Genomic DNA, 26952 nt, shown 5'->3' with positions numbered 1-26952 from the left:
GTTAAATTATTGAAAAACAAACCTGTCCAAGTACCTTTTAATTCTAAAAACTCGCCAGTAGTGTTTTCTCTGAATGTTGCTAAAAAACTGGCTTTATTTTTTCTGAGAAAAAGAGTGTAATTTGTAGTTAATGTACTTCTTGGATTAAGCATAAGTATAAAGCGCAGTTATCTAAATTCAATTATTTTATCCCGAAGTCCAGTAGTATTGGGAATGATAAGCCAGAAGATAAAGATTCAATTTCTGTTGAGACCACTGAAAAAAGTGTTGACTACGGAACGTATTATTATGAAAAATTCTGTAGATATCTTCTTGTTAGAAAACAGTACATCGGTCGGATTAAGAATCAAACTGAAGATATTGTCTTAAGTGTAGAGAATATTGTTTTTGATAAAGAAGAGCTCTACTTCGTGATCCAAATTGAGAATAATTCTTCGTTGGATTACAATTTAAATTTTATGAATCTATCGATTGAAACACGGCAAAAGAGTAAAAGAAAATCGTTGCAACGTCTGTATCTAGAACCTATTTTTAAATATAATCTGCCATCGAAAATCAGAGAGAAAGAAACCGTAAGATTCACGTATGTTATGTCTAAGTTTTCATTATCAAAGGATCGCAGGGTGATTTTAGAATTGAACGAAAACAATGGCGAACGTAATATTAAACTGAAAGTATCGCATAGATTTATTAATAATCCAAATTAATGCTTGTTATATACGGGCTGGCTACACTTCAAAACAACAACATTTACAAGTCTTAATTCCCTATTTCCATTATTAAAATAAAATTGGATGTTTTAAAGACTATAACCAAATTGCCTTTAACCATGCCTGCTTTTGTAAAACATGTTGTTATGTGAAAATTAGCGAAGGGATTTAAAACAAACGCATATAAAATAGCTGTAACAATATAAACACATAATCGGAAAATATCCGATTATGTGTTTGTTTTTCTACATTTAATAGCTATATTTACCTTAGTTAATCGGAAACCATCCGATTATCACTCATAATAATTACAATATGGATTTTAGAGAGATGATAAGAGAATATGCTGAAACCCCTATATCCAGACATTTGATCTTAGATCTACTAAGTAGTTATAAGAGGCCAAACGATAAAATTAGTGAACTACTTAAAAGTAAGGAGCTTATTTCTATTAGAAGAGGACTATACATAATCGGACCTAAAACAGACTTGCCAACACCGGAACCCTTTCTAATAGCGAACCACCTTAGAGGACCGAGCTATGTGTCATTGGAATCCGCATTGTCCTATTGGAACATGATACCAGAAAAAGTTTATGAAATAAGTTCAGTGACCATAAAAACTTCAAAGTTATATAAAACTCCTGTTGGACGATTTAGCTACAAACAATCAAAGATCCCCTATTATTCCTATGGAATAAAAAACATAGAACATTCACTCAAGCAAACAATGTTGGTTGCCTCTCCTGAAAAAGCTTTGTGTGACAAAGTTATGCTAACACCCAAAATCCATCTTAGAAGCATCAAACAAACGGAAGATTTTTTAATGGAGGATCTTCGTATGGACAGTGAAATATTAAGCACCTTAGATTCGAAAGTCATGGAATTATGGATTGAAAATGCCCCTAAAAAAAGCAGTCTGGAAATGCTTATTAAAACGCTGATAAAATTATGATAAAAGAATGGATCGAAGAATATAACCCTAAAAATGAAGAGGAAATACTATCTGCATTACGGGAAATAATGCAAGAAATCACTTTGGCAGGCCTATCAAGAACTGATTTTTTTGAGAAAGCAGCTTTTTATGGAGGAACCGCTCTCCGGATTTTTTATGGACTGGATAGGTATTCAGAAGATTTGGATTTTTCTTTACTTAAACCTGATCCGAATTTTTCAATTGAGCCCTATTTCATAGCCGTTATAGATGAATTTAAGGCATTGGGTCTGACGGTTAGCATTAGGGAGAAGAAAAAAACAAGACAAACAGCTATTGACTCTGCTTTTCTGAAAGCCGAAACAATATGGCAAGAAATTGTGCTCGAAGATATCATCAAAGAAACCGGGGTGCGCTCCAACAAGACCTTAAAGATAAAAATAGAAGTTGACCGACAGCCTCCATTAAATTTCAAAACCGAAGAAAAGTTAGTGCTCCGCCCATTTTCCTTTTATGTGAAATGCTTTACGCAACCAAGTTTGTTCGCAGGCAAAATGCATGCCCTGCTATTTAGAAAATGGCTGAACAGGGTCAAAGGAAGGGATTGGTATGATCTGGAATGGTACATCAAAAAGGGAATCCCTTTGGATGTAAATCATTTCTTAACCAGAGCAAAAGACACTAAGGACTGGCTAGACGACAGCATTACTAATGAACAGATTATAGGGCTATTGGACGCCAAGATCAAATCGGTTTCCTTTAACAATATTAAAGAAGATGTTGTTAAGTTCATCCCAAACGATGCTGTCTTAAATATTTGGAGTCCCGAATATTTCAAGGATTTAATAGAAAAAATTAAATTTGAGAATACTTCGCCTTAGTGAAGACCAACATTTAGGAATTGCCTCAGCAATGCCCTAACTTTCGGTGAATATATTTTGGTGAATTTTGTCAGACATTCACCCAGCAATGCTATCCAAAAAGGGACCTCGCCTCCCCATAAATCCGCTCAAAATTAACTTCTAATTCGGCTTTGGAAAACTCCTTTATGGCTGTTGGAAACTCCCTATGTATTTTCTGCAACTTAAACTGCACCCTCCTGTCCTTACCGTCCGCATAGGTAACAAACTCGCCTTGCTTCAATCTGAAGAAAACATCAGCCCTAATTTTTGGTATTTCCTTTTCTCCCGTAGTAACACGCGTATCAAAGTCAAGATTATAGCCCCGACTCACACTTTTAGTTGGGTCTTTGATAATCTCAAAGAACCGTTCGTAATATTTGGCGGTGTCAGGATCATTGACTTTACCAAAAAATTGATAGGAAAGATTGCTTAATATCGCTTTACTTGCTTTATCCCCATACATCATATCGTTTTGAATCTTGTCCTGCATCACGTAAATTGTTGAAATATCATAGCTTCGAAGTGTTGCCGGAATGCGGTGCATATTCAATAATCGTATGGTTGGCGCCTCTTCCATTAATAAAAATGAAGGCTTTGAATTCCGAACGCTCATCTGCTTGGTTATGGTGTGGATAATGGTAGCGATAACTGGCGAATATGAGGTTTCAAATTTGGGGTTGTTTACGATCGAAATTACAGTTGGATTTTCTGGACTATTTATATTGAGCGGCACTTCATCTTCAGATAATGCCATGAAAATGCGTTGTGTGCTGATTCGCTTCAGCGCATTAGCCAAGGTACTTTTGACCCCTGCCGTCTGCCGCTCCGAATCCTTCCCACTAATAAACGCATCTGCCATTGCCCTCGATGTCGTATTCGTCTCCAAAAACTTGATCAGGCTGTCCGTGTCCAAGTATTGGTAAATAGCAATCAAATGTGGAAGCGTACAGAATTGTGGATAGGTGGTTTTTAGTTTCCAGATCAGGCCACCAATCAAGCCTTCCGCAGCATCATTAAAAAATTTTGTTGTTCCAGAGGTTCCGCTTTCCCGTTGCTCCAATAGGTTTTCAATCAATACCCTTGACACCTCGTTTACGCTTTCCTCGTTCTCTAAATAGCGTGGCGCAATAGGATTTACCCTATGGATGATTTTATCGAAGGAAATGACCTTAAATGGGATATCGCTGTCCTTAAACAGTGGATACGCCATTTCGGTCAATTCAAAATCTTTGTAATCGTGGATAATTCCGCAAAAACCTTCTTTTTGGAAGTGTTTCAGAAATCCGTACACAACACTCTCGGTCTTTCCGCTTCCGGCAGACCCGATGACGGATGCACCACGTTTAATGTTATCCAATTTAAATTTTCCTTTTGTCGTGGCAAAATTGACCTGATATTTGGCATTTCCATTTTTTAGCTTGTCCGTTTTATGCAAGAATACATACATTCCTATATTAATTAATATCAGAGGACAAACAAAATAAAGTGCTACTTGCACCAATGGTAATTGTTCATTTAAATAATATACAAGAGTGCCAACCAATAGAAGATTGACGACAAATGCATATCTACTTATCCTAAATATTCCATAGAAAACACTACTGGCCAAACCAATAATAAAAAGTACCGTTACGAAATTGTCCATTTGCATAATTTTAAATTAGATTCCGATGGAACTCGATTTGATGGCCACTTCCGCACCACGACGCAGCCTATTAAAAATTTTCATCGCCAATTGTGCCTGTGTAACAGGAATACTCGGCATCATCGGGATGCCACTTTTCCCCATTATTTTGAACGCCAATGCTTTTTCGTTGGGGGGCAGTTTCATTAGTGACGCAAAATAGATTTTAGGATTCTTGATGAAATCCTTTCTAGCCTTATAGGTTTCTGCGAAGTTTCTTTTATAGCCAAAATTCTTGTCAAAAGTCTTTTCTGCTTTTGTGAAAAATCCATCTCTATCAAATCCCCGTTTTACCGTTTTACCATTTAATTCAACATCGGAAGCTTTGTATTTACTTCCTGGGGACAAACTGAATTTATTGGAAGCATCCTTACGGCTCACAATAATATGGATATGACTTTGGTTTCCTGCTTTTGGCATTCCTTGTACGATTCGTTTTCCGTTCTGTTGGTGCGGGGCTTCTCTTTCGAGTTTCCCAATTTCTTTTTCCAATTTTTTCACATTTCCTTCTGCTCGTCCATCTTGCACATTTCGGATTTCAGTTTTTAGTTGAAGTATTTTTGTAGCATACGGTTGGTTTTCCTTTATCTGAAAGTCCGTGCCTTTGAAGGTTCTTTGGTGTTCAATTTTTGCATAATATTTTATGTCGTCTATGGTTATTGGTCGTCCATTGATTTCACGATTGAATGAAGACACATAATCCTTCATAATCTCACGGGTGTATTTTTGCAAATCCTCACTATGGTTCTGCAAACGTTTCAGTTCGTATTTTGAAGGGCTTACGGTAATAGAATAAAACCGTGGTTCGTGTTTTTCAAGTTTTGCAGTATTGCCGTCTATTTCCCTGACCACTTCCTCTGCTGAAATCTCGTCGCCATCTTGGTTAAAGAAATGCTCCATACCTGCCTGTCCGGCAGGCAGGTCCTGCTGTTCCAATCCTTGATTTTCCTTCTCCAGATAGCCAACAAAATCAGCCGAACTTTTAGAATAATTGCCACCCATTTTTTGAGGTGTAATTGTGATATACATAGCTCGAAAATTTAAAGTTCTTTGTTTGGATTTTCCTTTTCTTTAAAGCGCACTTCCTTCTTTTTCTCGATAAATTTCTTCTCTAAAATCAACGGTTTCTTTGTTGGTGTTTCGGTCTGAAAAAGTGTTTCCAACATTGCAACCGTGGGCTTGGTTTGGGTCTTTTCAACATCCCTCATTATAGCGATTACTGCATTGATTCTTTTAAGCAACTTGGCTTCGATGGTTCGTCCTGTCGGGCCTAATTTTTCTTTTGGGGATATCTCATTGTAGAAGAAGAAATCAAGAATAGCTTCCATCGTTTCCGTATGGGTCTTGAAGTGTGTCTTTGAAAATTCTTGAAAACGTTTGGCGGTTTTCCTTTTGAACCTGATGGTAATGAATGAATCCATTCTTTCGCTTTTTTTGTGTTTGACGTAAATCCATCCCTGTTTACAGACTGTGTGGGGGCATTTGACGCAAATCGAAGAAATTTATATAATCCATTAATTATCAAGTATTTGAAAATCAATGGATTATACGCTTAAAGGAATATGTAACGTGGCTCTGCCCGTTACCCTCTTGCTATTCCTTTTCGTCACGCGCAAGCGTGACAAAAATTTCATACAATCTGGCTAAAAAGCCAATTGCAGTTTTAAGGAAATAAATTTCCGATATGTTATTTTTCGATGGGTTAGATTATCGGCGAAAGTGAAAACTGGATAATCCTACGTAAATTTGAATACTGAATTTCAGCGAAATAAAGATACGTTATTTTAATTTAAATGTCAATTTAAAATTTAATTTACTTATAAAAGAATTGTCATATGAGAAAAATAAGTATCTTTAATATGCAGGTTATCTAATAATCTGCAAGGAAGGAAAAGTTCAGGTAACAGCGGATTTTTCCTTTTTTTTTAAACATCATTATAACTTAAAATTCAGAATCTTCAAATCTTATTTCGTTTCACCAAATATATAAATGAGAAAACACCTCCCAAGAAACTTAGAGGTGTTTAGCCTTTCAACTTAAAAATTCAGATATTGAATTTAAAGGTATAGGAATATAAATTTCGTAATGCTTCCTCCTCTATCATCGTTTCAAAACAGCTATAATTTTCTCTTACGTATTTGCGGATGTCATCCCCAAATTCTCGTTCCACATCCTTTTTGGAATCCTCCAAAAGTCGGTTTTGAGCTTCTTCGCTCAAGTCTGTAAAATTGAGATATACCATAGCATTATATTTTAATATTCGCTTGGTAACATCAGCGTATCATTTACAAAAAACAACCGCAGTTCATCCAATGGAAAATCCGTTACTTTATAGCTCTGTTTTTCCAAAACATTATCGTTGCCATCGGTATAGATGATTTCAGCTTCATAACCTGTAATATCCTGTTTTTCTTTGGACAATCTTTTAAAATCGATGCTTATAAATTCGCTCCGAGGAATCAGGATTTTTGCAATTACCGAAGTGTCCGTAATGAGCCAAAAACAATCCGCTACATCGGCCAAATATTTTAGACCGTCCGTAAAACGTGTTCCAATTAATGGGATTTGATAGAACATTTCCGTGCCGTGAAAATGTTGCAATCCTTTTTTGATTTCGTTAACTTGTGCTTTCATAATTTTCTTTTTTATTTCGTGAATTATTTTTAAGAGGGCGCAACTTTCGACCGGAACGCCCTCTTTAATTTTTAAACCTTACTTATCATTTTTAATACCAAGTAAAAGAATCTCATGGGCTTCGATTTCGGTTACGTATCGTTTGATGCCGTCTTTGTCCTCGTAACTTCGGGATTTCAATTTTCCCGTAACACCTACTTCCTTTCCTTTGTCTACATATTTTTCAATGATTTCGGCAGTCTTACCCCAAGCTACAACGGTATGCCAATTAGTTTCGGTCTGCTTTTCACCTTTGCCATCCTTGTAATACTCATTTGTTGCGAGTGAAAAACGGGCTACTTTCTTACCGCTTCCAAGGTTTACAATGGTTGGCTCTTGTCCAACGTTTCCAATTAACTGTACGTGATTTTTTAAAGTTCTCATAATAGAAGATTTAAAGACCTGCCTGATGGCAAGCAGGTTAATTAAAATGCTATCCGAACCCCGACAATGTTGATTGTCGGGTAAACATTCAGACAGTTTATTGTTATATTTTTTTGAAATGATTTACTTATTATATCTGGAGCGTTTTCCTTTTTTGTTTGTTTTGGTGCCGCTTTCCTTTTGATGTTTTTGTATGATTCCATTAGTTCCATTTTAGATTTACTTCCCATAGGCCCTCGCTGTACCTTTTTTTGTTGCTGATACAGTTTCAATATTTTGAATTGATAAGGACTTATAAAAAGCGAAGCGCAGCGAGAGCGGTTTATGCAGTCCGTTCAAGTTCAAAATGTTGGTATTTTGCTGGCAAAAAAAGGTTGGGGCAGCGAGGGTGCGGATGTAGTTCTAAAGACTTATGTGAAATATAAAAACATAGGAAGCGGCACCAAATGACGACATGGAATTCCGAATTGGCGGACTCCTCCTCAATTTCGGAATGAGAATGAAGCCCATCGACCGCGCTCAGGACAAGCTCTCCGTTCCGGCGCAGCGGATCGGGTTAGCGGAATGAAAAGTAGAAATTGGGGATGGTGTCCAAGACTTTAGAAGAGAAGCTCTTTTCCCGAAATGGAGTTTTTCACGCAATGTAGGGGAATGTGCTTCCCGTATTGTTTTAATGGATTTACCTCATTTAGCCGAGGTTAAGCGGACGTGACTTCAAAGTCGGAGATTGTAATGGAGTTTGCCCGCTTCCCGACTCTTTTCGGGAATCAGCGGGCAAGTGGAATGGAAACCGCAGACTTTGGAGTTGGGTCCAAGATTTTTTAATGAAGCGCTTTGCCCGTAATGGAGCTTTTCGCGGAATGGAGCGGCAATGGGCTGAATGGGTTACGAAATCTGATTATTCATGTTTAGTAGGATTAAAAGCGGACTTGACTATAAAGATGTAGATGGAAATTGAGTTTGAACACTTCCCGTTTATTCTCGGGAATAGGCGGGCAAGCGGAATGGAAATCGGAATCTTAGGAGTTGTGTCCAAGATCTTTGTTAGGAAGCGCTTTTCCTGCAATAGAGCTTTGCGCGAAATGTAGGGGAAAGTGCTGAACGAAATATTAGATTTAAATTTATTTCTTGGAATGATGTAAAGCCATTTTGACGTTATAGATAAAGTACAGGGTTTTCCATTCAAACCTAAGATCTTTATTTCATTTTTAAAAGTCTTGTTTCAATCCTTCCATAGCAAGTAAAGTACTTGCCCATATAATTACGCAAGAGAAGAATATTCCTATAATATTCGCCAAAAAGGCTCGTTTCTTTTCCATTCCAAAAAGATAGCTTGCAATGGTACCAGCGTAAACTCCGGTTCCGGGTAGAGGGATCATAACAAAAACAATTAAACCCCAAAAACCATATTTCTTAACATTTTGTCCAGCTCCATTTTTCGCGCGTCGGGCCACAAAAAGCGCAGCCTTTTTATAATAATACCATTTAAAAAAACACCGGTTTATAACCCTTAAAAAGAAAATCATGATTGGAAAAATCAATACATTGGCCAAAAAGCAAAAAATGAAGGCGAAATAAATATTGACATCATTCATTAGCGCGTAAGGAATACCAACTTTTGCTTCCCCAAAAGGAGAAATACTCCAGAGTATCGCAATAAGCAAATCCTTAATCATTGGGTGGCATGAGCTGTAATAGAAAAATTCGCTTGGGATAATCCATCATTCCGGAAGGTGTTTAAAATATTATTATAATTGGAAATTAAGCTTTATTTCCTATGCCAAGATCTGTATGAAAGTCTTAAAAATAAATGGCTTTACATCTTAAGCCATTTTTTTGCCGATGAATCCGAAGATTACGTTTACCAACACCACGGCACCGGTGAAAATTATTAGATCTGCAACCATATAAAGTGCCGCTATGCATCCTGCCGCAGCACTGCACCAAACAGTAGCTGCAGTTGTAAGCCCCTGCACAGTACCACCTTTTTTAATGATAACTCCCGCGCCCAAAAAGCCAATACCGGTTACAACTTGGCTAAGCACTCGGGTTAGATCAATAAATTTCCCTCCTTGATATTGTAGGGATAAAATAACAAAAGCACATGCGCCAACAGAAACCAGCATATTGGTTTTTAGACCGGCATCCTTTCCTTTGTATTCCCGTTCCATGCCTATTAGCAGACCTGCTCCAATAGCCAATAGAATTTTGAAAAGAATATCCGGATTGAATGTAAAATCAGGCGTCTCTCCAATACCGGTCAACACTTTTTCCGTTGTTTGAATAAAACTAAAAAAAATGGTAGAAATCATAATTATATTTTAATGACGAAGACGAATCATCCATCTTCATTGGTGTTTATTTATAATCTTGTGATATACAATATCAGTTTTAAAGCGTGACTTTCATTCCCGTAACAAGGAACAACTCATGTCCCAAATTTTGCGTGAAATCGTCCAATCTATATTCTGTTACTAACTCCAGTTTTAGAAAATCACTTATAACCCAACCAATTCCAGCTCCTATCCGCTGCTCGTATTCCGGTTTGGCATCACTAGTTAAGGACAACAAAGTTTCTAAATCTCCTATGACATAAGATTCTCCCGTATCGATTTCTGGTCCGTTGAGAGCACGAGTAACGGCAAAACTATATCTGAACCTATGTGATGTTGATGATGAAGTTATCCGCTGTTCTGCCCTAAGTCGATGTTCAAATTCAGTAGCATTGGGCTGTGTGGAAAATATATATTCTTCTGTAAGCCTTAGTTCATTTTCTTCGTTGGTCGAAAAATTTTCTTCAAAACGATACTGAATTCCAACTGCAACAGCATTTTTGTCATCTAATGTGAGTGTAGAAAAATGAGATACATCAAGCTGTTTTACATCCACATTAAAAGATTCATTATCGTACCAAATAATACGCTCTTCAACCTTAAATTCATGCGAATAGTTTTCAGTAACGTCATATCCCAATTTTATATATGGTTCATAATATGCTTTAAAGGCTTCTTGAGCAACACATAAGACATTGCTCGTTAAAGCGAATACGATAAAGAATAGGTTTCTCATATTTTAATTGTGCAAAACAGAGATGTTAATTGGCGCATCCGGTAATTCTATTTTCAGACAAAACAAAGATGGAATACTGTAAAAAATTAGGAATATGAAGAAATGAACACCAATTCTTTATAAATACAATCGGTACAAGTAATTTATTTTGAAATCCTTAAAGCGCTCCTTTTGAAATATTATATGATGACTAGTCATCATAAAAAAATTAAAATACGCCAAATAGCAGTGACAAAAAATATAGGTTGAAGCCAAGCGTCCATTGGAATGGGAGTATAAGGACATTATATTTTTAAGGTATCTATTTAAATAGTATTCCTTTATAATTTGTTAAGCTACATATTAGGGATTCAGACGGGCAATTCCCATTTCATTCCAGATTCGACAGATATTTTCGCCCTTTCAAAATTTTCGGTCTGAATCTAGTGAGAATAATTGATTTACTTTTTGCAGAACATTGGCGATTGTTGACAGCTTTAAATTCAATAAATGCTATGATTCATCTAACAGATAATATGGCTCAATCAATATAGAAATAAAAAATATGAAAGAACAAATAACGAAAAATCTATTATGTATTGTAACCATCGGATTGTTTGCATCGTGTGACGCTGACGTTAACAAAAAATTGGAAAATAAACTTTATGAGCTCGAATTAAAAACGGAGAGCTTGGACTCCATGGTCAATAGAGAAATGAATAATATCAAAAATTTCGATAGTTTTATCAACTTCGAAAGCGACAAAATAAAGAAACTTGATTCAGTAGTAACTGAATCCTCTTCAAAAATAGATTCCATGGTTGGAGGAAAGCTTGAATTACTAAAAGAAATAATTAATTAAAAATGAATGTCCCAATTGTAAGGTGAATTTAATTCTTACTGACCGTAGTAACGTAGAAATCGACTATTGTCCTTAATGTCGAAGCGTATGGCTTAACCGAGGAGAGCTTGATAAAATTATTGAACGTTCCTCCTAGATTGGTCAAGGCACAGCTTTTAATTGTTTCGGCAATACAAGATATTAGGCATGAAGACGAATTTATGCAGAAAAAAAAAGGTTCATTTTTAAGTGATTTATTTGATACGTTTTTGAATAAAATAATATTTAGCTGCTTTGGAGCGGTGTTCTGGAGGTTTAAAAAAACAGGTATATTATGTGGGTATGGGTTTTATTTATTGCATTGATTACAATATTCCTGACTTTAGACCTAGGTATTTTTCACAAAAACGATCACGTTATCAAAACCAAGGAAGCGGGTATATGGACCGCCATCTGGATCACGGTTGCACTTAGTTTTAGTGGTGTTATTTATTGGCTGTTCTCCACAGGTCTTGTTGAGAATCCTACGGGGGCTCACTCCCAACAATGCCGTTTTAAAATATATAACGGGCTATTTGATAGAACTGTCCTTGAGTATTGATAATGTATTTGTCATTGCAGTGATATTCTCGACGTTCAAGGTGCCTGCGCTCTATCAACACCGGGTGCTTTTTTGGGGAATTTTAGGAGCTATCGTATTTCGCGGACTCATGATTTTATTCGGTGTGGCGCTGATAACAAAATTTGATTGGATCATCTATGTTTTTGGAGTTTTCTTGCTCTATACCGCTTTTAAAATGCTTAAAGGCAACGACCATGAATTTGAACCCAAAAATTCTTTTGTATTCAGACAGATCAAAAAAGTCTATCCCATAACAAGTTCCATGCATGGTCATGATTTTTTCATAAAACGAATGGGGGTTACCGCAGCAACACCTTTATTTGTCGCGCTCGTTATGATTGAATTGACCGACGTATTGTTCGCTTTGGACAGCATTCCCGCGATCTTAGCCATTACTGCCGATCCGTTTATTGTATTTAGCTCCAATATTTTGGCGATACTTGGATTAAGATCTATGTATTTCTTGATTTCAAGAATGCTGGAGAAATTTAGGTTTATCAATTACAGTTTGGTAATTATCTTAGCTTTTGTGGGATTGAAAATGTTGTTCTCCCATCACCTGGAACTTCCAGAATGGTTGTCGTTAACAGGAATAGCCGTTGCACTATTGGGAGGGGTTGTAGCTTCTTTGATCATTCCTGAAAAAGTAACAAACCAGTCTGAAGAATGATCTTTTTTTGGCAAAAAGACCTTCTTTGTTCAATACATTAGTCTATAAAAAATCCCGCATCAGTGCGGGATTTCTTTGATCTTGATCACTTATAAATTTAATGTTTTCTTTCATTTAAAACTTTCGCATTGGCATCAAAAGTGAGGTGTAGTTCTTCCTGCCCTTTTTCAAGTTCCACTTCATAGGTCACAGTATCATTCTGCCAAATTTTTTCTACATCATCCACTCGGTAACCCGCATAACTCGATTTAATTGCATCGCGAATGGCCTTAGGAAGTTCAGTCTCGCTGATTTCTTGTTCCTTCTTTAAAATTTGTGCTGAAGCGTTATACCAAATTTCGTGATCTTGTCTGTTTATTTCGAATTCCACTTTATAATTGTCCAATTCCTTCTCCCACTCCACATCTATGGCCTTGGGGTATTCCTTTTCGAGAGCCTCCTTCAAATTGTTAGGAACATCTGCGATTCTAAGATCTTGAGCCATCACCGCGCTTGAGGCTAATAGGGTAAAAGCTAAAATTTTCAAAGTTTTCATAATATCTTTTTTAAAAGTTTAAACCAAAGTAAACCATTGAATCTGTAAACAATTTGGAAACGGTTTAGCAATCATTGGAACCCGATTTATAAAAAGAAACCGTTATCCCATATCTTTACAACATTAGAATTTATTTTTATCTGAAATAATTTCCTTATGAAAATTTTAATAGTAGAAGACGAACCACAAATGCTGGAGAATATGTCCAAAAATCTCGAAGCTGAAGGATTCTTAGTGACAGGTGCCGCAACCTTCGCGCAGGCACGAGATCGCATTGGCGTTTATGACTATGACTGTATCCTGCTTGATATCAATCTCCCCGACGGCAACGGCTTGGAACTTCTGAAAATCATCAAGAAAAAGGGATTGGGAGACGGCGTAATTATCGTTTCCGCTAAGGATTCATTAGATGATAAATTGCAAGGTCTTGATCTGGGTGCCGATGATTACCTCCCTAAACCTTTTCATATGGCCGAACTCCGTGCCCGTGTAAAAGCGGTATTACGAAGAAAAATTTTTGAGGGTCAGGATGAACTTAGAATTGCAAATATGGCAATCAATATTTCAAACCGAACCGTTTTTATAGAAAAGAAGGAAGTGGAACTCAATCGAAAGGAATATGACGTATTGCTCTACTTAGTTTCAAATAAAGACAGATTAGCTAATAAAACAGCACTCGCAGAGCACGTCTGGGGCGACCATATTGATCAGGCAGATAATTTTGACTTTATTTATTCCCAAATAAAAAATTTACGTAAGAAATTGGATGCTCACGACGCCGAAATCGACATTAAGGCAGTGTATGGTATCGGCTACAAACTGCAGGATAAATGAAACTCCTCAATTACACGTCAACCTATTTCTCAATCATTCTTTTGGTATTGATTTCCATTTGGGCCGTTGTTTTTTATTATGCCATGTTCGTTGAAATTTATGACAGTATTGATGATGGTTTGGAGCATCGCAAAATGCTTTTAATTGCGCGTGCCAGCAAAGACTTGAGTCTTTTGGATAAACCTCAGTTTGACGAGTATTTATTCACCATAAATCGAGTGGACTACAACAACCACCGTATTTTTAAGGATACCTATAAGGATTCTGTGATGTACATGGTAAATGAAGAAGACTATGAGCCTGTGCGTCTGCTGGAGAGTGTCTTCAAAAATGATGAGGAGTATTACAAAATAGTAGTAATGACTTCCATGGTTGAAGAAGACGACCAAATTAACAATTTGCTGAAATACACTATTCTATTATATGCCTCACTTATAGCAAGTATTCTTCTTTTAAATAACTTGTTTTTAAGAAGGATCTGGCAGCCATTTTACAAAATATTGGATCAGTTGAAAGACTATCAACTTGAAAAAAAAGACACCATCCACTATAAGACTACTAAAATTGAAGAGTTTGCTTTATTGAACGAGAGTATCGAAAAACTATTAAACAGAGCTCAAAAAAGCTATTCAAACCAAAAGCAATTTATAGAAAATGCCAGTCACGAACTACAGACACCGCTCGCTATTGCAATCAATAAATTGGAGCTCTTGTTTGAAGATGAATCATTGTCTGAAAGACAGGCCGAACAATTGCAACAGACACTGGAGAATCTGGAACGACTAACAAGACTTAACCGCTCTTTACTGCTGATTTCTAAAATTGAAAATAATCAATTTCCAAGTCGTGAAAATGTTAACTTCCAAGATATCTTAGAACAAATCATTTCCGATTTTTCAGAAATGGCTGCTCACAAAAACCTAAGATTGATTCTCGATACGCAACAGAAAATCATCAAAAACACCAATATAGATCTCACTTATATTTTATTTTCAAATCTTATTAAAAACGCAATTTCCCACGGTCAACCGGGGAGCGTTATTTCGATGAGACTTACCAATAAAAACTTTATCATAAACAATTACTCACAGACTGATTCATTACAAAATAAACCAATCTTTGAACGTTTTCATAAAATAGGAGACCATGTAAATTCTACTGGACTGGGACTATCAATTGCCCAGAGTATTGCAGAAAAATTTGGATTCAATTTGGAATATCGTTTTTTAGATGGACAGCATATTTTCACAGTAAATTTCAAATGAATTATAAGGCCACACATATTTCCTAAATCATTACAGATTTAAGTCACATATTTGAACTAAACAGCTTCAAAACATGTCTAGATTCTCTTGGTTAACACTACTTTTTATAGCGCTAAGTATAGTCGCCTGCGATAATGACCTAGCACCATCGCAAGTCCCATCTATAGTGAAAAACACATTCAAATATCGTTTTTCTAAGGCAATGGATGTGGAGTGGGAATATATAAAAAACGCGTATGAAGTAAATTTTGAGGTTAATAATGTTGACCATGAGGCGCTGCTGGACAGCTCTGGAAATTTACAAAAATACAAATATGCAATTGACAAAAATAGGCTTCCAAAGAACCTGCAGTCCTTTTTGCAACATAAATATCCGAATAGAAAGTGGGAGGATCCAGAACATGTTATCGAAGGGAGTTTTGATTATTATCAACTGGAGCTTGATAGTTTTTTAAATGATAAAAAATTGGTTGTGGATAGTTTGGGGAAAGTATTACCTGACATTAAATACTGGGACTGACATAAAATTGTAATGACAGCAAAAGAAGACATCTCAATACTCACTAAATTAGACCATAATCACACCTGATGGATAAAAAATCTTCCTCAAAAAAAAGCAAGTTGCCACTTTATCTTTCCTTTCTCTTAGTGGCAATTTTGGTTGGATGTTATTTTGCAATTCCCTCCGTCAATGATTTCTTCAATGAAGCTTGGAACGTGCTTACCAGTGATGACGAGGCAAGGGTCAAAAAATGGGTTAAAGGTTTTGGGTGGCTTGGACCCGTTGTGATAGTCTTGGCAATGATCCTTCAAATGTTTTTGCTTGTAATTCCCACAATTTTATTAATGATCGTAGCAATTTTAGCGTATGGGCCTATAGGAGGAAGCATAATAATTTTTATTGCGGTTCTTATTGCTTCTTCTGTGGGTTATATGATTGGCAAGTATGTGGGAAGCTCATTGATCGAGCGATTGTTGGGCGAAAAAACTACCAAAAAAGTTATGTCATTTATTAATGATTACGGTTTTTGGGCGGTTGTAATAACCCGAATCAATCCGTTTCTTTCGAACGATGCCATTAGCTTTGTTGCCGGGATTCTCAAAATGAAGTATCTCAAATTCATTAGCGCAACAGCTTTAGGAATTGCTCCGTTGATATTACTAATAGCAATTACTGGGCAGAACACAGATTCATTGAAAACTGGACTGCTGTGGGGTTCAATTGGTAGTCTCATTATTTTTGGAGGATATATTTGGTGGGACAAAAAGAGAAACCGAATCAAATAAAATTTCTTTTGCAGTAACTACTATAGAACCAATAAATAACCCTAAAATGAAATTATGCATCAGAATCTAAGAAGGATTTAGCTTCATGGTTGTGGATGAAAACGGAATTCGAACTCGTATCGATATTTTCCTGGAATTGGTGGGCAAGTGGAATGGACATCATAAACTTTGGTATTGGGTCCAAGATTGTGACGTAATATAATTTTCCCAGCATAGAGAATTTTTCGAAATTTAGGGTAGAGTGTTGAGCGTAACTTATAAGCTGTATGTGCTAGTCGGGAAAATTTAAAACTGATTTAACTTTTTAAGACGCTATGGTTAAAATAAATATTTACTATTCGCGCAGGAGATAAATCACCTAACAAACTGGCTATGGAACATGGTTGAGTTATACAATCTTTCATGGAAATCACCGGATGCCCAAATATTGAAAATCGGGTCTATCAGGAATTTCATCATACTTTCTCGGTTCCATTTAAGGTCCTCACGACGGATCTTGAGATAATACTCATCGAAGCCACGGATTGAATTCGGTCAGCTCGCTCAGCTTGCTTTTAATCTCGCTGTCATCCCTTTTGGTCTGGTAATATCACATTGTTCTGCTAAGCCCCATCATATTGCACGTGCGTACGATGTGAACCATCTTTAGTTTGAGGAGATATTTTGCCAGAATTTTCTTATCAAAAGGCCTTAGAACTTATATCCCCAACGGATCTTCTCTACTTTGACTCTCCGCCACTAATTGGTATTTCCCTTTTCACGTTCCTGTAGAGAAAAACAAAACCTAACCCAAATACTTGAAGATCCATAGATCTGCGTATGCCGCTTTTCTCCCTGTGTATGGGAAGCTGGAGTTTATCCCTCAGAAACTTGTAAATACTATTACCTACTCCTTTTGCAGCTTTTTTGCTTTTGACGTAGACGGTAAAATTATCGGCATATCTCACGTAACGATGTCCAATTTCTTCGTGTTCTTTATCCAGCTCATTGAGAAGGATAGTTGAAAGTAGCGGACTTAAGGGAGAGCCTTGCGGAACGTCAATTTTTTGTTTGTGCAGCTTATTATTTTATTAGTACTGGTGTCCTAAGGAATGATTGCAATGGCTTCATCGTAGACTTGCACTATACCTTTTTGTAATGTATTTTCCATTCAAGGCACACACAGGAGCAATATGCGATTGCTAGGTCATCGCTCATCCGTAGATTCCTCTCGGGATTTTCTGCGGTTTGTGTATATTTGGAAGAAACAAACTTAGAGCATGCAACTGCGCATAGCCACGACCGTGGATTGTATTTTAAAAAATAACCCATAAATTAATAGAATTTGAATAGAATCAAATACAAAAGAAATGACGAAAACCTAAAAAAGGACTTTGTTCGAGCGGGAAAACTTCTACAAATATTCAATTTGGCTAACTACGAAAATGAACAATTGAAAACTGAAATACTGACGGAACTTTTTGGAACAGTAGGAAACGGAATTTTGGTAGAGCATAATTTCCATTGCGATTTAGGATACAACATACATGTTGGCGTGAATTTTTACGCAGGATATAATTGCACTATTCTGGATATGGCGGAAATAAGGATTGGTGACAATTGCCTAATCGCACCAAATGTTGGAATTTATACAGCAGGGCACGATATTAACCCGATTGACCGACACAAAAAGGGATTTGCCAAACCGATATCAATTGGAAATAATGTTCGGATTGGCGGACATTGTGTTATAATTGGCGGAATAAAGATTGGAGATAATTCTATTATAGCTTCGGGTTCCGTTGTAACAAAAGACGTTCCCAAAAACTCCATTTTTGCAGGAAACCCAGCGAAAAAAATTAAAGACATTGAATAACAAAAACTACAACCAGTCAAGTAGGCAAAGAAGAATTTCACCTCTAAAGCTCTCACAGAAACTTACGTGAACCATCCGACTTATAGTGATCTTGTTATACAATCGGTAAAGATTTAAATAGTAATTAAACTAGTCTCTATCTCAATTTACAATGACAGAACAGATTTAGATATAACTTTGTGACGAATGGATGCTATTTTAGCTTTGATCTTGCTTTCCTTGAAGCTTTTGTACTTATTCAATATCCATCGGATTATACACGATTGTGCAGATAATACAAGATTGGTTTTAAACTCCTGCGACTTATCTGTAAAATTAATTCCAACCACGAATTAATGGGTTCAGCAAATTTGCTAATCCTGTATATCACGTTGAGTCTTGTTGCGGAAAGTCTGTTTAGGGAGTTCTTCCGTAATTACTCTTTCCTTTAGGATGATCAATGTAATATATCAGATCTCACCATCCTTCGCCATTATTATTACAATTTTATACCGTAACTTATTTTGATTTTTTGCTAAGTAGCCATTGCGATCGAGCCCTTCACTGCATCTGTTATAGTTCGTTGTAGTCTAAATAAGCAAGTTCTCCTTTGAGCAACTTTTCAATACCACGCATTAAAAAAAAACTTGAGTGAATCCTACCCACTCATTTTCAACTACCACATGGATTTGGTACAATGTCCATTAAAATCCCCCATTCTCATCTTCTTCATTAGTATTTCGGTTTCTTTGTTCACGTTCTGGTTTTTTCTGGTTAAAACGGTAGGTAAACGAGACATTTATGGAACGTTTGCGCCACTGAAATTCATTTTCGCTAACAAAGGTATCCGTTGAAGTTAAGGACGCTCTTTTGCGGGAATTGAACAGATCACTTATTCTAAGTCCTATCGTTCCGTTCGTGTTAAAAACATCTTTGCTCAAAGCTAAATCTACCGACAACATCCCTTCTGTTTCTGTTTGGGAATTATTGGACGGCCCCTGATAAAACATATTTGTCTGCCAGTCAATATTGGAAGGAAGGGTAACCTTTGCACTGCCACGGGCAAAATAACTAAGGTTTTTTGCGCCATAGTCCACACCGTTAAATACACCTTCGGTTTGAAATCTGAACAGGTTGAAACTTCCATTAAGACGTAACCATTTTTGAGGATTATAGAGCAATCCGGCCTCAAAACCAATACGGTCATTTGTGCTTAGATTAATGGGAATGGTCCGGATAATCGGAATGTCATTGGGTGTCACTTCGCCTGTATCTTCCTGTACCCGTTCAAAGGCATCCGTTTCATGTTGGTAATAAACCGAAGTAGATAGGGTCACTTTTTCCCATCGTTTTAAATAGCCAAGATCAAATGCACTGGCGTACGCCGGATTTAAATTAGGGTTACCTTGAAATATATTGGCTTCACTTGAACGCGACGGGAATGGATTGATGTAATAGCCACGAGGTCTGTTGATACGTCTGTTATAGCCCAATGTAACATCTTCCCGGTCATTTAATTGATAGGTCAAATTGAGCGTTGGAAATAGACCTGCATACGATTTGTCAAAATTGATGTTCAGCTGTCCGTTTCCGGTATTTTCAACTTCTTTTGCATCTACCTGTCCTTTTAACTGGGTGTTTTCAAATCGTAATCCCACCAGGAAAGAGAATTTACCAATCTTGTTTCCGTATTGCGTATATACGGCATTGACATTTTCATTGTAGGTAAAACTATTGGAAAGGCTGTCATTTCGCACAAAATTTCCATTGGGTGTCATTTGTTCGGTAAGCTCATAATCGGTCACTGTTTCCTCAAAATTGCCGCGATACCCAGCCTCAAATTGGGCATTTTCTCCAATAGGCAGCACATAATCTATCTGGGCCAAATATTCCTTTTCGGTGCCATCAGTGCTTACAAATTCTGACGGCAGGCCGAATTTTCGACCGTAAAGGAAATCCGGAACTATTTACGCAAAGAGCAGAATTGGGAGCGGGAGGAACTTTATGCCTATTCCTATTGGAAATCCGGTGTGGCCGAAGATCGATCGGTTACTGATAGAAGATCGGAAATGGTTGGAGAGGGTTAATTTGATAATGCGTTTAACGAAGACCCTCGACAGAGTTTGGCTCGCTCGGTCTGGAAATTAACTTGAAAAATCGTTTAATATAAACCTTTGTGGTCTCTTTCCTTTACACCGTAAAAAAACATTTACTACCGAAGAAATAATAAGCTCAATGCCAATGGCAATCACAATAAAGCCAATTATTCAAGAAATGGCATTGATGCCCTGATTAAAAGTAAATAAAATTTCTAATCAGACAGAGTCAGTTTACACTCTTTATTTTCCCAAGCCAACTTGTGTTTTTAGTTATTTTGTGAAAAGGAAATCTTCCCGTTTACCGTGAAGTCATACTGCCAACTGATCAAACCCAACCAAATTTGCTTATGTGCTGAATCTAACCATAGGAATTTTTATTGAAATAGCAATTCTGGATAATCCGCTGTATAATACGCTACAATTGCGCTATAAAGTACCTTTATTTATTTTGACAGAAATGTCGATTTGTAAGATTGTCTATGGTGTTCTTAAGGTCGCTTATAAATCTTTATATTTGAAAAAAACTGTAAACACTTCAATATAATAAATGCTTAAAATATTTGATGAAAGAATCATAAATGATAAAGTAGTTGAAGGAGAACTCGTTCGGCCTTCACAGTCTTGTTTTCTTTTAATTCAAAAAGGCACTATTGAGCTTGAAGTGAATAGTGTGCAAACGACTTATCAAAGATCAGAATTGATCTTGTTCTCCCCGATGAAAATGTATAAACTCATTCATTGTTCAGAACACCTCAAAGCATATTTTATTTTATATAAGAAGGAAGCTTTAAAAGAGCGAATCAATGTAAGCTTCAATAAATTTTCCGTGATTCAACTTATGAATATGGAGCAAAGTAAGGTTTCATATTCACTATCTAAAGAGGCATTTAACCATTTTTGGAATATCGCTAAGCAGTTGGATTTTTACTTGAAAAATCCTGAATATTCAAAGTTTAACGAGCAAGTTGTTATTCATAATTTTACTGTTATTGTTTATATGGTTGTGGATGCCATAATGAAAACTACTCCTCTGAATGTAGCTCAGAACACTAGAAAAGAAGCTATTGTAATAAATTTTTTAGATCTGCTCTCCAGTCATTTCACTAGAGAAAGAGAATTGAAGTTTTATGCAGACAAGCTTTTTATATCCATTAAATACCTGTCGGTTTGTGTTAAAGAGGTCACTGGAATTGCACCTCGAGTCTTAATTGCAAACACACTTTTGGATGAGGCAAAACTGAAGCTGATCAATACCGAGCTGAATATTTCCATTATAGCAGACCAGCTTAATTTTTCGGATCAATATGCCTTTGGAAAATTTTTTAAGAAACATACTGGATTAAGTCCTCGCAACTATAGAAAAAATATCGCTTCAGCAAATACCATTTGAACCTCTTTCCCTGTTTTCTCAACCTTTTTAAAAACTACGATTATTTCGAATTTTGCACCGTAGAATTTATAAACGTAGAATACAATGAAAACAAAACCAATCAGTTATCTGTTTTTGATAATCTGTGTGTCTTTTTCGGGTTCTTTATTTGCCCAAAAAAACTTGGAGAAAAAGATTACTATTGCGGAGCTTTTCTCGCTGACTTTAGAAAACAATCCGTCTTTATCCGTCTCTAAAGCAAATTTCAAAATCGCCGAACAAGATGTCAAAGTCGCTAGGAATATGCAGCTTCCTGATCTTAATATTAGTGCTAACGCCTTATATATTGGAGATGCAACTATTTTAGACAAAGACTTTTCCAACGCAACAAAAATCGATATGCCACACTTCGGAAACACCCTATCCTTAGAAGCAACACAATTGATTTGGAAGGGAAATATCGTGCGAAATACGATTCAGGTAAAATCGCTTCAGGAAGATTTAGCATCTCTTAGTCATCTCTCTAATGAGCAAAATATCAAACTACTTGCTTTAGGATACTATTTGGACTTATATAAACTGCAAAATCAGGCCGATGTTTACCGCCAGAATATAGCACTTGCTCAGCAACGTATAGAGAATATCAACCGTTTCTATGAGCAAGGAATGGTGACTCGGAATGATGTTATTCGGGGTGAGCTACAGATTTCCAATCTAAATCTCACTTTACAGGTTATTGAGAACAACATACAGATCTTAAATAAACAGCTTACGGTAGCGATGGGCTTGCCCCCAGAAACCCAGATTGTAGCCGATGATTCGGCTTTAAGAGAGCATCGGGAAATGTCCCTTTTAGAGATAAACCAGAACGATATACAAAGTCATCCTTCTCTATTAATGGCTCGAAAATCAGTAGAAATCTATGAAACTTCTGAAAAAATAACCAAATCAGCGCGTATGCCCGCTTTGGTCGCTTTTGCAGGAAACAGTCTTCAACGTCCGATCACGACTTCATCTCCGGTTCTGGATATGTATTCCAACGGCTGGAATGTGGGATTATCACTTAGTTATGATATCGGTTCTCTCTATAAAACTTCAAAAGAAATCCGGCTAAATAAATATGAAGTGGAAAGAGCCGAAGCCCAAGCTTATGAAACCGAACAAATGATCGGCGTTGCCGTAAATGCCGCTTATATTAAATACAAAGAGACCATCACCCAAAATAAAACCCTAGAGAAAAACCAAGAATTAGCGGATGAAAATTACCGGATCATGGAAAGTAAATACAATAATCAGTTGGCAATTTTGCTTGATATGATAGATGCAAGTAATGCAAAATTAGATGCGGAATTACAATACACAAACTCTGATATAAACATCATTTTCGCTTATTACAAACTTTTAAAAGAAAGCGGAAAGCTATAATTACCTCCCTTATCCATTTTTTCAAATTCAAATAAATAAAGTAATGTCACAAGATAAAACACAAGAAAGTACAGCGCAGCAACCTGCACAGAAAGATGCCGAAAATCCAAGAAAATCAAACCATAATAATGTTAAGGGAAAGGTCATCAATATGGTGATTCTGGTATTTGTCCTCATTGGTCTGTATTGGGTCGTAAAATCCTATTTTAACGTAGGAAATGAACGTTATACCAATTCCGCTCAGGTCGAATCGTTCATCAACCCTATCAACACGCGTGTTTCGGCTTATATAAACGAAATAAGGTTTGTAGACCATCAGTATGTCAAAAAAGGAGATACGCTCGTTATTTTGGACGACAGGGAAATACAGACTCAGCTGGGACAGGCGGAAGCTGCTTATATGGCTGCACTGGCTTCCAGAAATGCCACAGCTACCTCCGTAATAACAGCAAGCAATAATGTGAATACCGTAGGCGCAAATGTTGCCGCAGCGAAAGCAAACATTGAAGTGGCAAAAGCGCGGCTGTGGAATGCGGAACAAAATTTTAACCGTTATCAAAACCTGCTAAAAGATGAAGCGGTAACACGCCAGCAATTCGACCAGGTAAAAACGGACTATGATGCTCAAAAGGCCCAGTTGGAAGCTCAGGTTTCGCAATATCAATCTGTTATCAATTCCAAAACAACCAGTGAATTGTCTGTAAACGAGGTACAATCCAGATTGGGAATGAACGATGCCGAAATAAAACGTGCCGAAAATGCACTTGAAATGGCAAAGCTCAATCTTTCCTACACGGTAATTACTGCCCCGCATGATGGAATTATGGGAAGAAGAACCATAAATATCGGGCAGTTGTTAAGTCCAGGCCAACAGGTGGCTACGATTGTAGATGATAACAATGTTTGGATTACAGCTAATTACCGTGAAAAACAGATGGAAAAAGTAACTATCGATGGATTGGCAAAAATAAAAGTAGATGCTTTGGGCGGGAAAGAATTTGAAGGAAAGGTAACGGCTATTTCAGGAGCTACAGGAGCTAGATATGCGGCTGTGCCTGTGGACAATTCGACGGGAAATTTTGTAAAAGTACAACAGCGTATCCCGGTTCGGATTGAATTTACAGTAAACAATAAGCCAGAGGAAGTGAAATTGCTACGAACAGGAATGAATGTAGAAGTAACCCTAAAGTAACAACATTATGTACAATAAAGGTCCGTTTGCCGATTGGGTTCCTAAACCGCTCATGTTGCTGCTAATTATTATATTCCTGTTTCCGATGTTAGCGGTGATGGGGGTTTATACCAGCAATACGACAGATATTGCGGGAGCACTGGCAACCTATTCGGAATATATTTCGCTGGCAAACAACGCCACCACAATCGGTATGGCTATCGCTGTTATGATCGTCTTACGTGTAAAAATGCGTTTCCGTTCAAAAGAAATAATTACCGGCAGTGCTATTATATTGGCCATACTTTCTTTTGTGATCGGAACAACAGACAATCCGTTGGTGGTAGTTACAGCAAGTTTTTTTATTGGCTTCTTTAAAATGTTTCCAATGATTGAGATGATATTGCCCGTTATGTTTATTTTATCTCCTTCGGGAGACAGAGGAAAATTCTACGCAATATTCTATCCTTTGACAATAGGCATCGGGCAATTATCTGCTTATCTAATGTCGAATCTGGTCTTTACCAGCAGCTGGCAAGCTCCTTATTTCATTATGTCTGCATTGATGCTTGTTATTGCTGCTTTATCTTTAATATTTCAGCACAACCAACGATTCTCTTTCAAAATGCCCCTGTACCAGATTGACTGGTTATCCTTGGGATTGTTGGCTGTTTCTGCCATGTGCTTTAACGTAGGCCTTACCTTTATGCGCCAGCAGGGTTGGTTCAGTTCGCCTTTAATTATATGGACGCTGTTATTAGGTATAGTATTGTTATTGGCGACTATATTAATACAAAAAACACGTAAGCGGAAACTGATAAAGTTTGATTTTATACTCAAAAAAGTAAACATTTCGCATAGCCTTATCTTACTGATGTATTTGGGTGTTTATCTTGCAAGTACAAGCATTTTTGTTCAATATACCGTAGGTGTTTTAGGTTACAATAACCTGATTAACGCTAAACTGAATTTATGGATGATCCCGGGTATCGTTATCGGAGGAGTTTTTGCTTTTTATAGCTTTAAAAACAAGTGGAACCTGAAATACTATATAGCTTCGGGCTTTATAGCATTCTTTCTGCATACCCTGATGCTCTACCTGCTTATACAACCACAGATGAATATCGAATATTTCTACATTCCCATGATCTTCAAAGGTGCGGGAATGGGTATTCTCTTTATAGGCATTTGGTTTTACGCCTCGCTGGATTTAGAAATGAACGATATGCTCGGTATTATCGGTATTCTGCTGATGGTACGGACCTTTCTTGCAACCGCTTTTGGCGGAGTTATCATCGGTTGGGCGACTTATCAAGGTCAATGGCAGAGCCTGAACAATATTTCTATGCATCTGGATGCGGGATATTTTGCCAACGGTATGAGCATCTATGGAACAACGCAGATCAATGCGATGCTGGCTTCTTTAAAAATAGTCTTAGGCGCTTTGTGCTGGTTTATTATACCCATACTTGTTTTCGTACTAACCCACCATTACGGACAGTTCAATTACAGAAGACTGATTTTATTCAGAAAAGTAATCAGAGGCAATAGCATTAAGGGTTATAAATTCAGTAATCAATTAACATGAAATCTAAGACTATGGCTACCTTTTTTAAAATCACTAAAGAACTAAAGGAAAAAATCGAAGATCTACGTGAAGAATATTATGAGTTCTTGGAAAATAGAAAAATAGAGCAAGCTCTAATAACCCTGGAACTGACTAGCGAAACACGGTCAGATGTTAGCAGAAAAAAGAAATTTAATCAATCTATTTCGAAATGCACTTGTTTTAACCTTAACCCTAAAGGGATAGAATTTCTTGTTAGAACTGATTAGTTACGAAATTTAATAATGGAAAAATTGATGAGAAATGAAGAGAAAGATGAAAATCCATTTAGATTACTTACATCTAAATGGATTTATAGCAGACACTATTGACAATTTTGCTACACAAGGACATATTATTCAAAACCATAGAAATGAAATTAAGATTTTTGAATACCAAACGAATAAGTTTGTTGTAAAATCTTTTAAAAAGATTACCATAGCCAATAGGATTATTTACAAATTTCTTAGAAAATCTAAAGCCAGACGCTCGTATGAAAATGCCCTTAGATTATTGGATCTCAAAATAGGTACACCTTTTCCCGTTGCTTATGTGGAAGAGAGCTCTGGATTATTCTTAAAGAACTCTTATTTTATAAGTTGTTTTATGGAACATGAAACAGCCGATAGATATCTAACGGAGCGTCCTGATGCACCTTTTTTAGAAGCTATGGGAGCGTTTTTATATAATCTTCATAAAAAAGAAGTATTTCATTTTGATTTACACACATCTAATATATTAACGACAAAGGATCATAAAGGGAATTTTGATTTCTCCTTGGTTGACATTAATCGATTAAAGTTCAAAAAGCCGACTCAACAGAGAAGGGTCAAGAATTTGAATCGACTCTTTCTGCCCTTTGAACAATATTCAATCCTTATCTCAAAATATGCAGAGATGGCTGAGTTCGATGTTTTCTCATTTGCTCACAAACAATTATATCAAAGAAAAAAATATCAGGTTTTCAAACGATTAAAAATCCTGTATAAAGATTTATATAAAAAATATGTGGCACCTGTAATAAGTAGAAACACGCACAAAGAAGCGATTGACTAAACT

The 26952-nt window shown here is 36.8% G+C and carries 27 protein-coding genes and 2 pseudogenes; 17 read left to right on the top strand and 12 right to left on the bottom strand.

Annotated elements, in window-relative coordinates; translation table 11 throughout:
- The first annotated feature begins 143 nt into the window (after positions 1 to 143).
- The 3 genes from Q0947_RS13625 (at position 144) to Q0947_RS13615 (ending at position 2524) form a co-directional block, all read left to right on the top strand.
- Positions 144 to 707, top strand: a complete 564-nt coding sequence (locus Q0947_RS13625) for a DUF4138 domain-containing protein (protein ID WP_366915509.1) — start codon at positions 144 to 146, stop codon at positions 705 to 707.
- A 318-nt stretch (positions 708 to 1025) separates the two neighbouring features.
- A complete protein-coding gene (locus tag Q0947_RS13620; RefSeq protein ID WP_246925189.1) occupies positions 1026 to 1664 on the top strand; it encodes a hypothetical protein in 639 nt (212 codons plus the stop codon).
- Positions 1661 to 2524, top strand: a complete 864-nt coding sequence (locus Q0947_RS13615) for a nucleotidyl transferase AbiEii/AbiGii toxin family protein (protein WP_246925192.1) — start codon at positions 1661 to 1663, stop codon at positions 2522 to 2524. The genes Q0947_RS13620 and Q0947_RS13615 overlap by 4 nt, the downstream gene beginning before the upstream one ends.
- Before the next feature lie 91 nt (positions 2525 to 2615).
- Here Q0947_RS13615 and Q0947_RS13610 read toward each other — a convergent pair whose 3' ends face one another.
- The 9 genes from Q0947_RS13610 to Q0947_RS13570 all read right to left on the bottom strand — a co-directional run bounded on the left by Q0947_RS13610 (position 2616) and on the right by Q0947_RS13570 (position 10356).
- Positions 2616 to 4196, bottom strand: coding sequence for a type IV secretory system conjugative DNA transfer family protein (locus Q0947_RS13610; RefSeq protein ID WP_246925195.1), 1581 nt, complete (start codon positions 4194 to 4196; stop codon positions 2616 to 2618).
- Positions 4197 to 4205: 9 nt separating this feature from the next.
- Positions 4206 to 5258, bottom strand: a complete 1053-nt coding sequence (gene mobB, locus Q0947_RS13605) for a MobB family relaxase (protein ID WP_246925198.1) — start codon at positions 5256 to 5258, stop codon at positions 4206 to 4208.
- Positions 5259 to 5269: 11 nt separating this feature from the next.
- Positions 5270 to 5650: a BfmA/BtgA family mobilization protein gene (locus Q0947_RS13600; RefSeq protein ID WP_299398719.1), complete on the bottom strand. Its 381-nt coding sequence runs from the start codon at positions 5648 to 5650 to the stop codon at positions 5270 to 5272.
- A gap of 624 nt (positions 5651 to 6274) precedes the next feature.
- Positions 6275 to 6472 carry a hypothetical protein gene (locus Q0947_RS13595; RefSeq protein WP_246925203.1) on the bottom strand — a complete coding sequence of 66 codons (198 nt, stop codon included), beginning with the start codon at positions 6470 to 6472 and terminating at the stop codon, positions 6275 to 6277.
- 11 nt (positions 6473 to 6483) lie between these two features.
- Complete coding sequence (locus Q0947_RS13590; RefSeq protein WP_246925205.1) at positions 6484 to 6864, bottom strand: DUF6876 family protein; 381 nt, start codon at positions 6862 to 6864, stop codon at positions 6484 to 6486.
- Positions 6865 to 6942: 78 nt separating this feature from the next.
- Positions 6943 to 7287: a single-stranded DNA-binding protein gene (gene ssb, locus Q0947_RS13585; RefSeq protein WP_246925207.1), complete on the bottom strand. Its 345-nt coding sequence runs from the start codon at positions 7285 to 7287 to the stop codon at positions 6943 to 6945.
- Positions 7288 to 8495: 1208 nt separating this feature from the next.
- Positions 8496 to 8963, bottom strand: a complete 468-nt coding sequence (locus Q0947_RS13580; protein WP_246925215.1) for a small multi-drug export protein — start codon at positions 8961 to 8963, stop codon at positions 8496 to 8498.
- A 147-nt stretch (positions 8964 to 9110) separates the two neighbouring features.
- Positions 9111 to 9599: an MgtC/SapB family protein gene (locus tag Q0947_RS13575; protein WP_246925217.1), complete on the bottom strand. Its 489-nt coding sequence runs from the start codon at positions 9597 to 9599 to the stop codon at positions 9111 to 9113.
- A 79-nt stretch (positions 9600 to 9678) separates the two neighbouring features.
- Positions 9679 to 10356: a DUF2490 domain-containing protein gene (locus Q0947_RS13570; RefSeq protein ID WP_246925219.1), complete on the bottom strand. Its 678-nt coding sequence runs from the start codon at positions 10354 to 10356 to the stop codon at positions 9679 to 9681.
- 544 nt (positions 10357 to 10900) lie between these two features.
- On the opposite strand from Q0947_RS13570, the gene Q0947_RS13565 reads away from it, so the two are divergent.
- The 3 genes and pseudogenes from Q0947_RS13565 (at position 10901) to Q0947_RS13555 (ending at position 12468) form a co-directional block, all read left to right on the top strand.
- Positions 10901 to 11197 (top strand): hypothetical protein, encoded by a 297-nt coding sequence (locus Q0947_RS13565; protein WP_246925222.1) that lies wholly within the window; start codon positions 10901 to 10903, stop codon positions 11195 to 11197.
- Positions 11193 to 11273 (top strand): zf-TFIIB domain-containing protein, encoded by an 81-nt coding sequence (locus Q0947_RS15210; RefSeq protein ID WP_366915508.1) that lies wholly within the window; start codon positions 11193 to 11195, stop codon positions 11271 to 11273. The genes Q0947_RS13565 and Q0947_RS15210 overlap by 5 nt, the downstream gene beginning before the upstream one ends.
- A 237-nt stretch (positions 11274 to 11510) precedes the next feature.
- A pseudogene (locus tag Q0947_RS13555) lies at positions 11511 to 12468 on the top strand (TerC family protein).
- Positions 12469 to 12565: 97 nt separating this feature from the next.
- Here Q0947_RS13555 and Q0947_RS13550 read toward each other — a convergent pair.
- On the bottom strand, positions 12566 to 13003 hold the full coding sequence (locus Q0947_RS13550) for a PepSY-like domain-containing protein (RefSeq protein ID WP_246925224.1): 438 nt from the start codon (positions 13001 to 13003) through the stop codon (positions 12566 to 12568).
- 156 nt (positions 13004 to 13159) lie between these two features.
- Here Q0947_RS13550 and Q0947_RS13545 point away from each other — a divergent pair, with 156 nt between their 5' ends.
- From Q0947_RS13545 to Q0947_RS13530, 4 genes are all read left to right on the top strand, one after another.
- On the top strand, positions 13160 to 13837 hold the full coding sequence (locus Q0947_RS13545) for a response regulator transcription factor (protein ID WP_299398709.1): 678 nt from the start codon (positions 13160 to 13162) through the stop codon (positions 13835 to 13837).
- Positions 13834 to 15102 (top strand): HAMP domain-containing sensor histidine kinase, encoded by a 1269-nt coding sequence (locus Q0947_RS13540; RefSeq protein ID WP_246925228.1) that lies wholly within the window; start codon positions 13834 to 13836, stop codon positions 15100 to 15102. Before Q0947_RS13545 ends, Q0947_RS13540 begins: the two co-directional genes overlap by 4 nt.
- Before the next feature lie 73 nt (positions 15103 to 15175).
- The gene (locus tag Q0947_RS13535; protein WP_246925230.1) at positions 15176 to 15622 is read left to right on the top strand and encodes a hypothetical protein; all 447 of its coding nucleotides are present in this window, start codon (positions 15176 to 15178) and stop codon (positions 15620 to 15622) included.
- Between the two features lie 68 nt (positions 15623 to 15690).
- Complete coding sequence (locus tag Q0947_RS13530; protein WP_246925232.1) at positions 15691 to 16389, top strand: TVP38/TMEM64 family protein; 699 nt, start codon at positions 15691 to 15693, stop codon at positions 16387 to 16389.
- Positions 16390 to 17108: 719 nt separating this feature from the next.
- Here Q0947_RS13530 and Q0947_RS13525 read toward each other — a convergent pair.
- Positions 17109 to 17387, bottom strand: a complete 279-nt coding sequence (locus Q0947_RS13525; protein WP_299398744.1) for a hypothetical protein — start codon at positions 17385 to 17387, stop codon at positions 17109 to 17111.
- A gap of 326 nt (positions 17388 to 17713) precedes the next feature.
- Here Q0947_RS13525 and Q0947_RS13520 point away from each other — a divergent pair, with 326 nt between their 5' ends.
- The gene (locus tag Q0947_RS13520) at positions 17714 to 18244 is read left to right on the top strand and encodes a sugar O-acetyltransferase (RefSeq protein ID WP_246925234.1); all 531 of its coding nucleotides are present in this window, start codon (positions 17714 to 17716) and stop codon (positions 18242 to 18244) included.
- Between the two features lie 683 nt (positions 18245 to 18927).
- Here Q0947_RS13520 and Q0947_RS13515 read toward each other — a convergent pair.
- A complete protein-coding gene (locus Q0947_RS13515) occupies positions 18928 to 20154 on the bottom strand; it encodes an outer membrane beta-barrel family protein (protein ID WP_366915507.1) in 1227 nt (408 codons plus the stop codon).
- On the opposite strand from Q0947_RS13515, the pseudogene Q0947_RS13510 reads away from it, so the two are divergent.
- The 6 genes and pseudogenes from Q0947_RS13510 to Q0947_RS13485 all read left to right on the top strand — a co-directional run.
- A pseudogene (locus Q0947_RS13510) lies at positions 20155 to 20310 on the top strand (SIP domain-containing protein); the annotation flags it as partial.
- A 559-nt stretch (positions 20311 to 20869) separates the two neighbouring features.
- The gene (locus Q0947_RS13505; protein WP_246925235.1) at positions 20870 to 21712 is read left to right on the top strand and encodes an AraC family transcriptional regulator; all 843 of its coding nucleotides are present in this window, start codon (positions 20870 to 20872) and stop codon (positions 21710 to 21712) included.
- An 84-nt stretch (positions 21713 to 21796) separates the two neighbouring features.
- Positions 21797 to 23116, top strand: coding sequence for a TolC family protein (locus Q0947_RS13500; RefSeq protein WP_246925237.1), 1320 nt, complete (start codon positions 21797 to 21799; stop codon positions 23114 to 23116).
- A 43-nt stretch (positions 23117 to 23159) separates the two neighbouring features.
- On the top strand, positions 23160 to 24308 hold the full coding sequence (locus tag Q0947_RS13495) for an HlyD family secretion protein (protein ID WP_246925239.1): 1149 nt from the start codon (positions 23160 to 23162) through the stop codon (positions 24306 to 24308).
- Between the two features lie 7 nt (positions 24309 to 24315).
- The gene (locus tag Q0947_RS13490; RefSeq protein ID WP_246925242.1) at positions 24316 to 25875 is read left to right on the top strand and encodes a hypothetical protein; all 1560 of its coding nucleotides are present in this window, start codon (positions 24316 to 24318) and stop codon (positions 25873 to 25875) included.
- A gap of 294 nt (positions 25876 to 26169) precedes the next feature.
- The gene (locus Q0947_RS13485; RefSeq protein WP_299398695.1) at positions 26170 to 26949 is read left to right on the top strand and encodes a lipopolysaccharide kinase InaA family protein; all 780 of its coding nucleotides are present in this window, start codon (positions 26170 to 26172) and stop codon (positions 26947 to 26949) included.
- The last annotated feature ends 3 nt before the right edge of the window (positions 26950 to 26952 follow it).

This window comes from uncultured Gelidibacter sp., assembly GCF_947500795.1.
Classification (GTDB): Bacteria; Bacteroidota; Bacteroidia; order Flavobacteriales; family Flavobacteriaceae; genus Gelidibacter.
This window is presented reverse-complemented; position numbering and strand designations above follow the sequence as displayed.

What these genes read in the sequence shown, in the direction of transcription:
- Q0947_RS13530 (WP_246925232.1), top strand. Translation starts at nt 15,691, where the DNA reads ATGGATAAAAAATCTTCCTCAAAAAAAAGCAAGTTGCCACTTTATCTT.
- Q0947_RS13505 (WP_246925235.1), top strand. Translation starts at nt 20,870, where the DNA reads ATGCTTAAAATATTTGATGAAAGAATCATAAATGATAAAGTAGTTGAA.
- Q0947_RS13620 (WP_246925189.1), top strand. Translation starts at nt 1,026, where the DNA reads ATGGATTTTAGAGAGATGATAAGAGAATATGCTGAAACCCCTATATCC.
- Q0947_RS13580 (WP_246925215.1), bottom strand. Translation starts at nt 8,963, where the DNA reads ATGATTAAGGATTTGCTTATTGCGATACTCTGGAGTATTTCTCCTTTT.
- Q0947_RS13610 (WP_246925195.1), bottom strand. Translation starts at nt 4,196, where the DNA reads ATGCAAATGGACAATTTCGTAACGGTACTTTTTATTATTGGTTTGGCC.
- Q0947_RS13485 (WP_299398695.1), top strand. Translation starts at nt 26,170, where the DNA reads ATGAAAATCCATTTAGATTACTTACATCTAAATGGATTTATAGCAGAC.
- Q0947_RS13500 (WP_246925237.1), top strand. Translation starts at nt 21,797, where the DNA reads ATGAAAACAAAACCAATCAGTTATCTGTTTTTGATAATCTGTGTGTCT.
- Q0947_RS13545 (WP_299398709.1), top strand. Translation starts at nt 13,160, where the DNA reads ATGAAAATTTTAATAGTAGAAGACGAACCACAAATGCTGGAGAATATG.
- Q0947_RS13495 (WP_246925239.1), top strand. Translation starts at nt 23,160, where the DNA reads ATGTCACAAGATAAAACACAAGAAAGTACAGCGCAGCAACCTGCACAG.
- Q0947_RS13575 (WP_246925217.1), bottom strand. Translation starts at nt 9,599, where the DNA reads ATGATTTCTACCATTTTTTTTAGTTTTATTCAAACAACGGAAAAAGTG.
- Q0947_RS13535 (WP_246925230.1), top strand. Translation starts at nt 15,176, where the DNA reads ATGTCTAGATTCTCTTGGTTAACACTACTTTTTATAGCGCTAAGTATA.
- Q0947_RS13595 (WP_246925203.1), bottom strand. Translation starts at nt 6,472, where the DNA reads ATGGTATATCTCAATTTTACAGACTTGAGCGAAGAAGCTCAAAACCGA.
- Q0947_RS13550 (WP_246925224.1), bottom strand. Translation starts at nt 13,003, where the DNA reads ATGAAAACTTTGAAAATTTTAGCTTTTACCCTATTAGCCTCAAGCGCG.
- Q0947_RS13600 (WP_299398719.1), bottom strand. Translation starts at nt 5,650, where the DNA reads ATGGATTCATTCATTACCATCAGGTTCAAAAGGAAAACCGCCAAACGT.
- Q0947_RS13570 (WP_246925219.1), bottom strand. Translation starts at nt 10,356, where the DNA reads ATGAGAAACCTATTCTTTATCGTATTCGCTTTAACGAGCAATGTCTTA.
- Q0947_RS13615 (WP_246925192.1), top strand. Translation starts at nt 1,661, where the DNA reads ATGATAAAAGAATGGATCGAAGAATATAACCCTAAAAATGAAGAGGAA.
- ssb (WP_246925207.1), bottom strand. Translation starts at nt 7,287, where the DNA reads ATGAGAACTTTAAAAAATCACGTACAGTTAATTGGAAACGTTGGACAA.
- mobB (WP_246925198.1), bottom strand. Translation starts at nt 5,258, where the DNA reads ATGTATATCACAATTACACCTCAAAAAATGGGTGGCAATTATTCTAAA.
- Q0947_RS13490 (WP_246925242.1), top strand. Translation starts at nt 24,316, where the DNA reads ATGTACAATAAAGGTCCGTTTGCCGATTGGGTTCCTAAACCGCTCATG.
- Q0947_RS13540 (WP_246925228.1), top strand. Translation starts at nt 13,834, where the DNA reads ATGAAACTCCTCAATTACACGTCAACCTATTTCTCAATCATTCTTTTG.
- Q0947_RS13590 (WP_246925205.1), bottom strand. Translation starts at nt 6,864, where the DNA reads ATGAAAGCACAAGTTAACGAAATCAAAAAAGGATTGCAACATTTTCAC.
- Q0947_RS13565 (WP_246925222.1), top strand. Translation starts at nt 10,901, where the DNA reads ATGAAAGAACAAATAACGAAAAATCTATTATGTATTGTAACCATCGGA.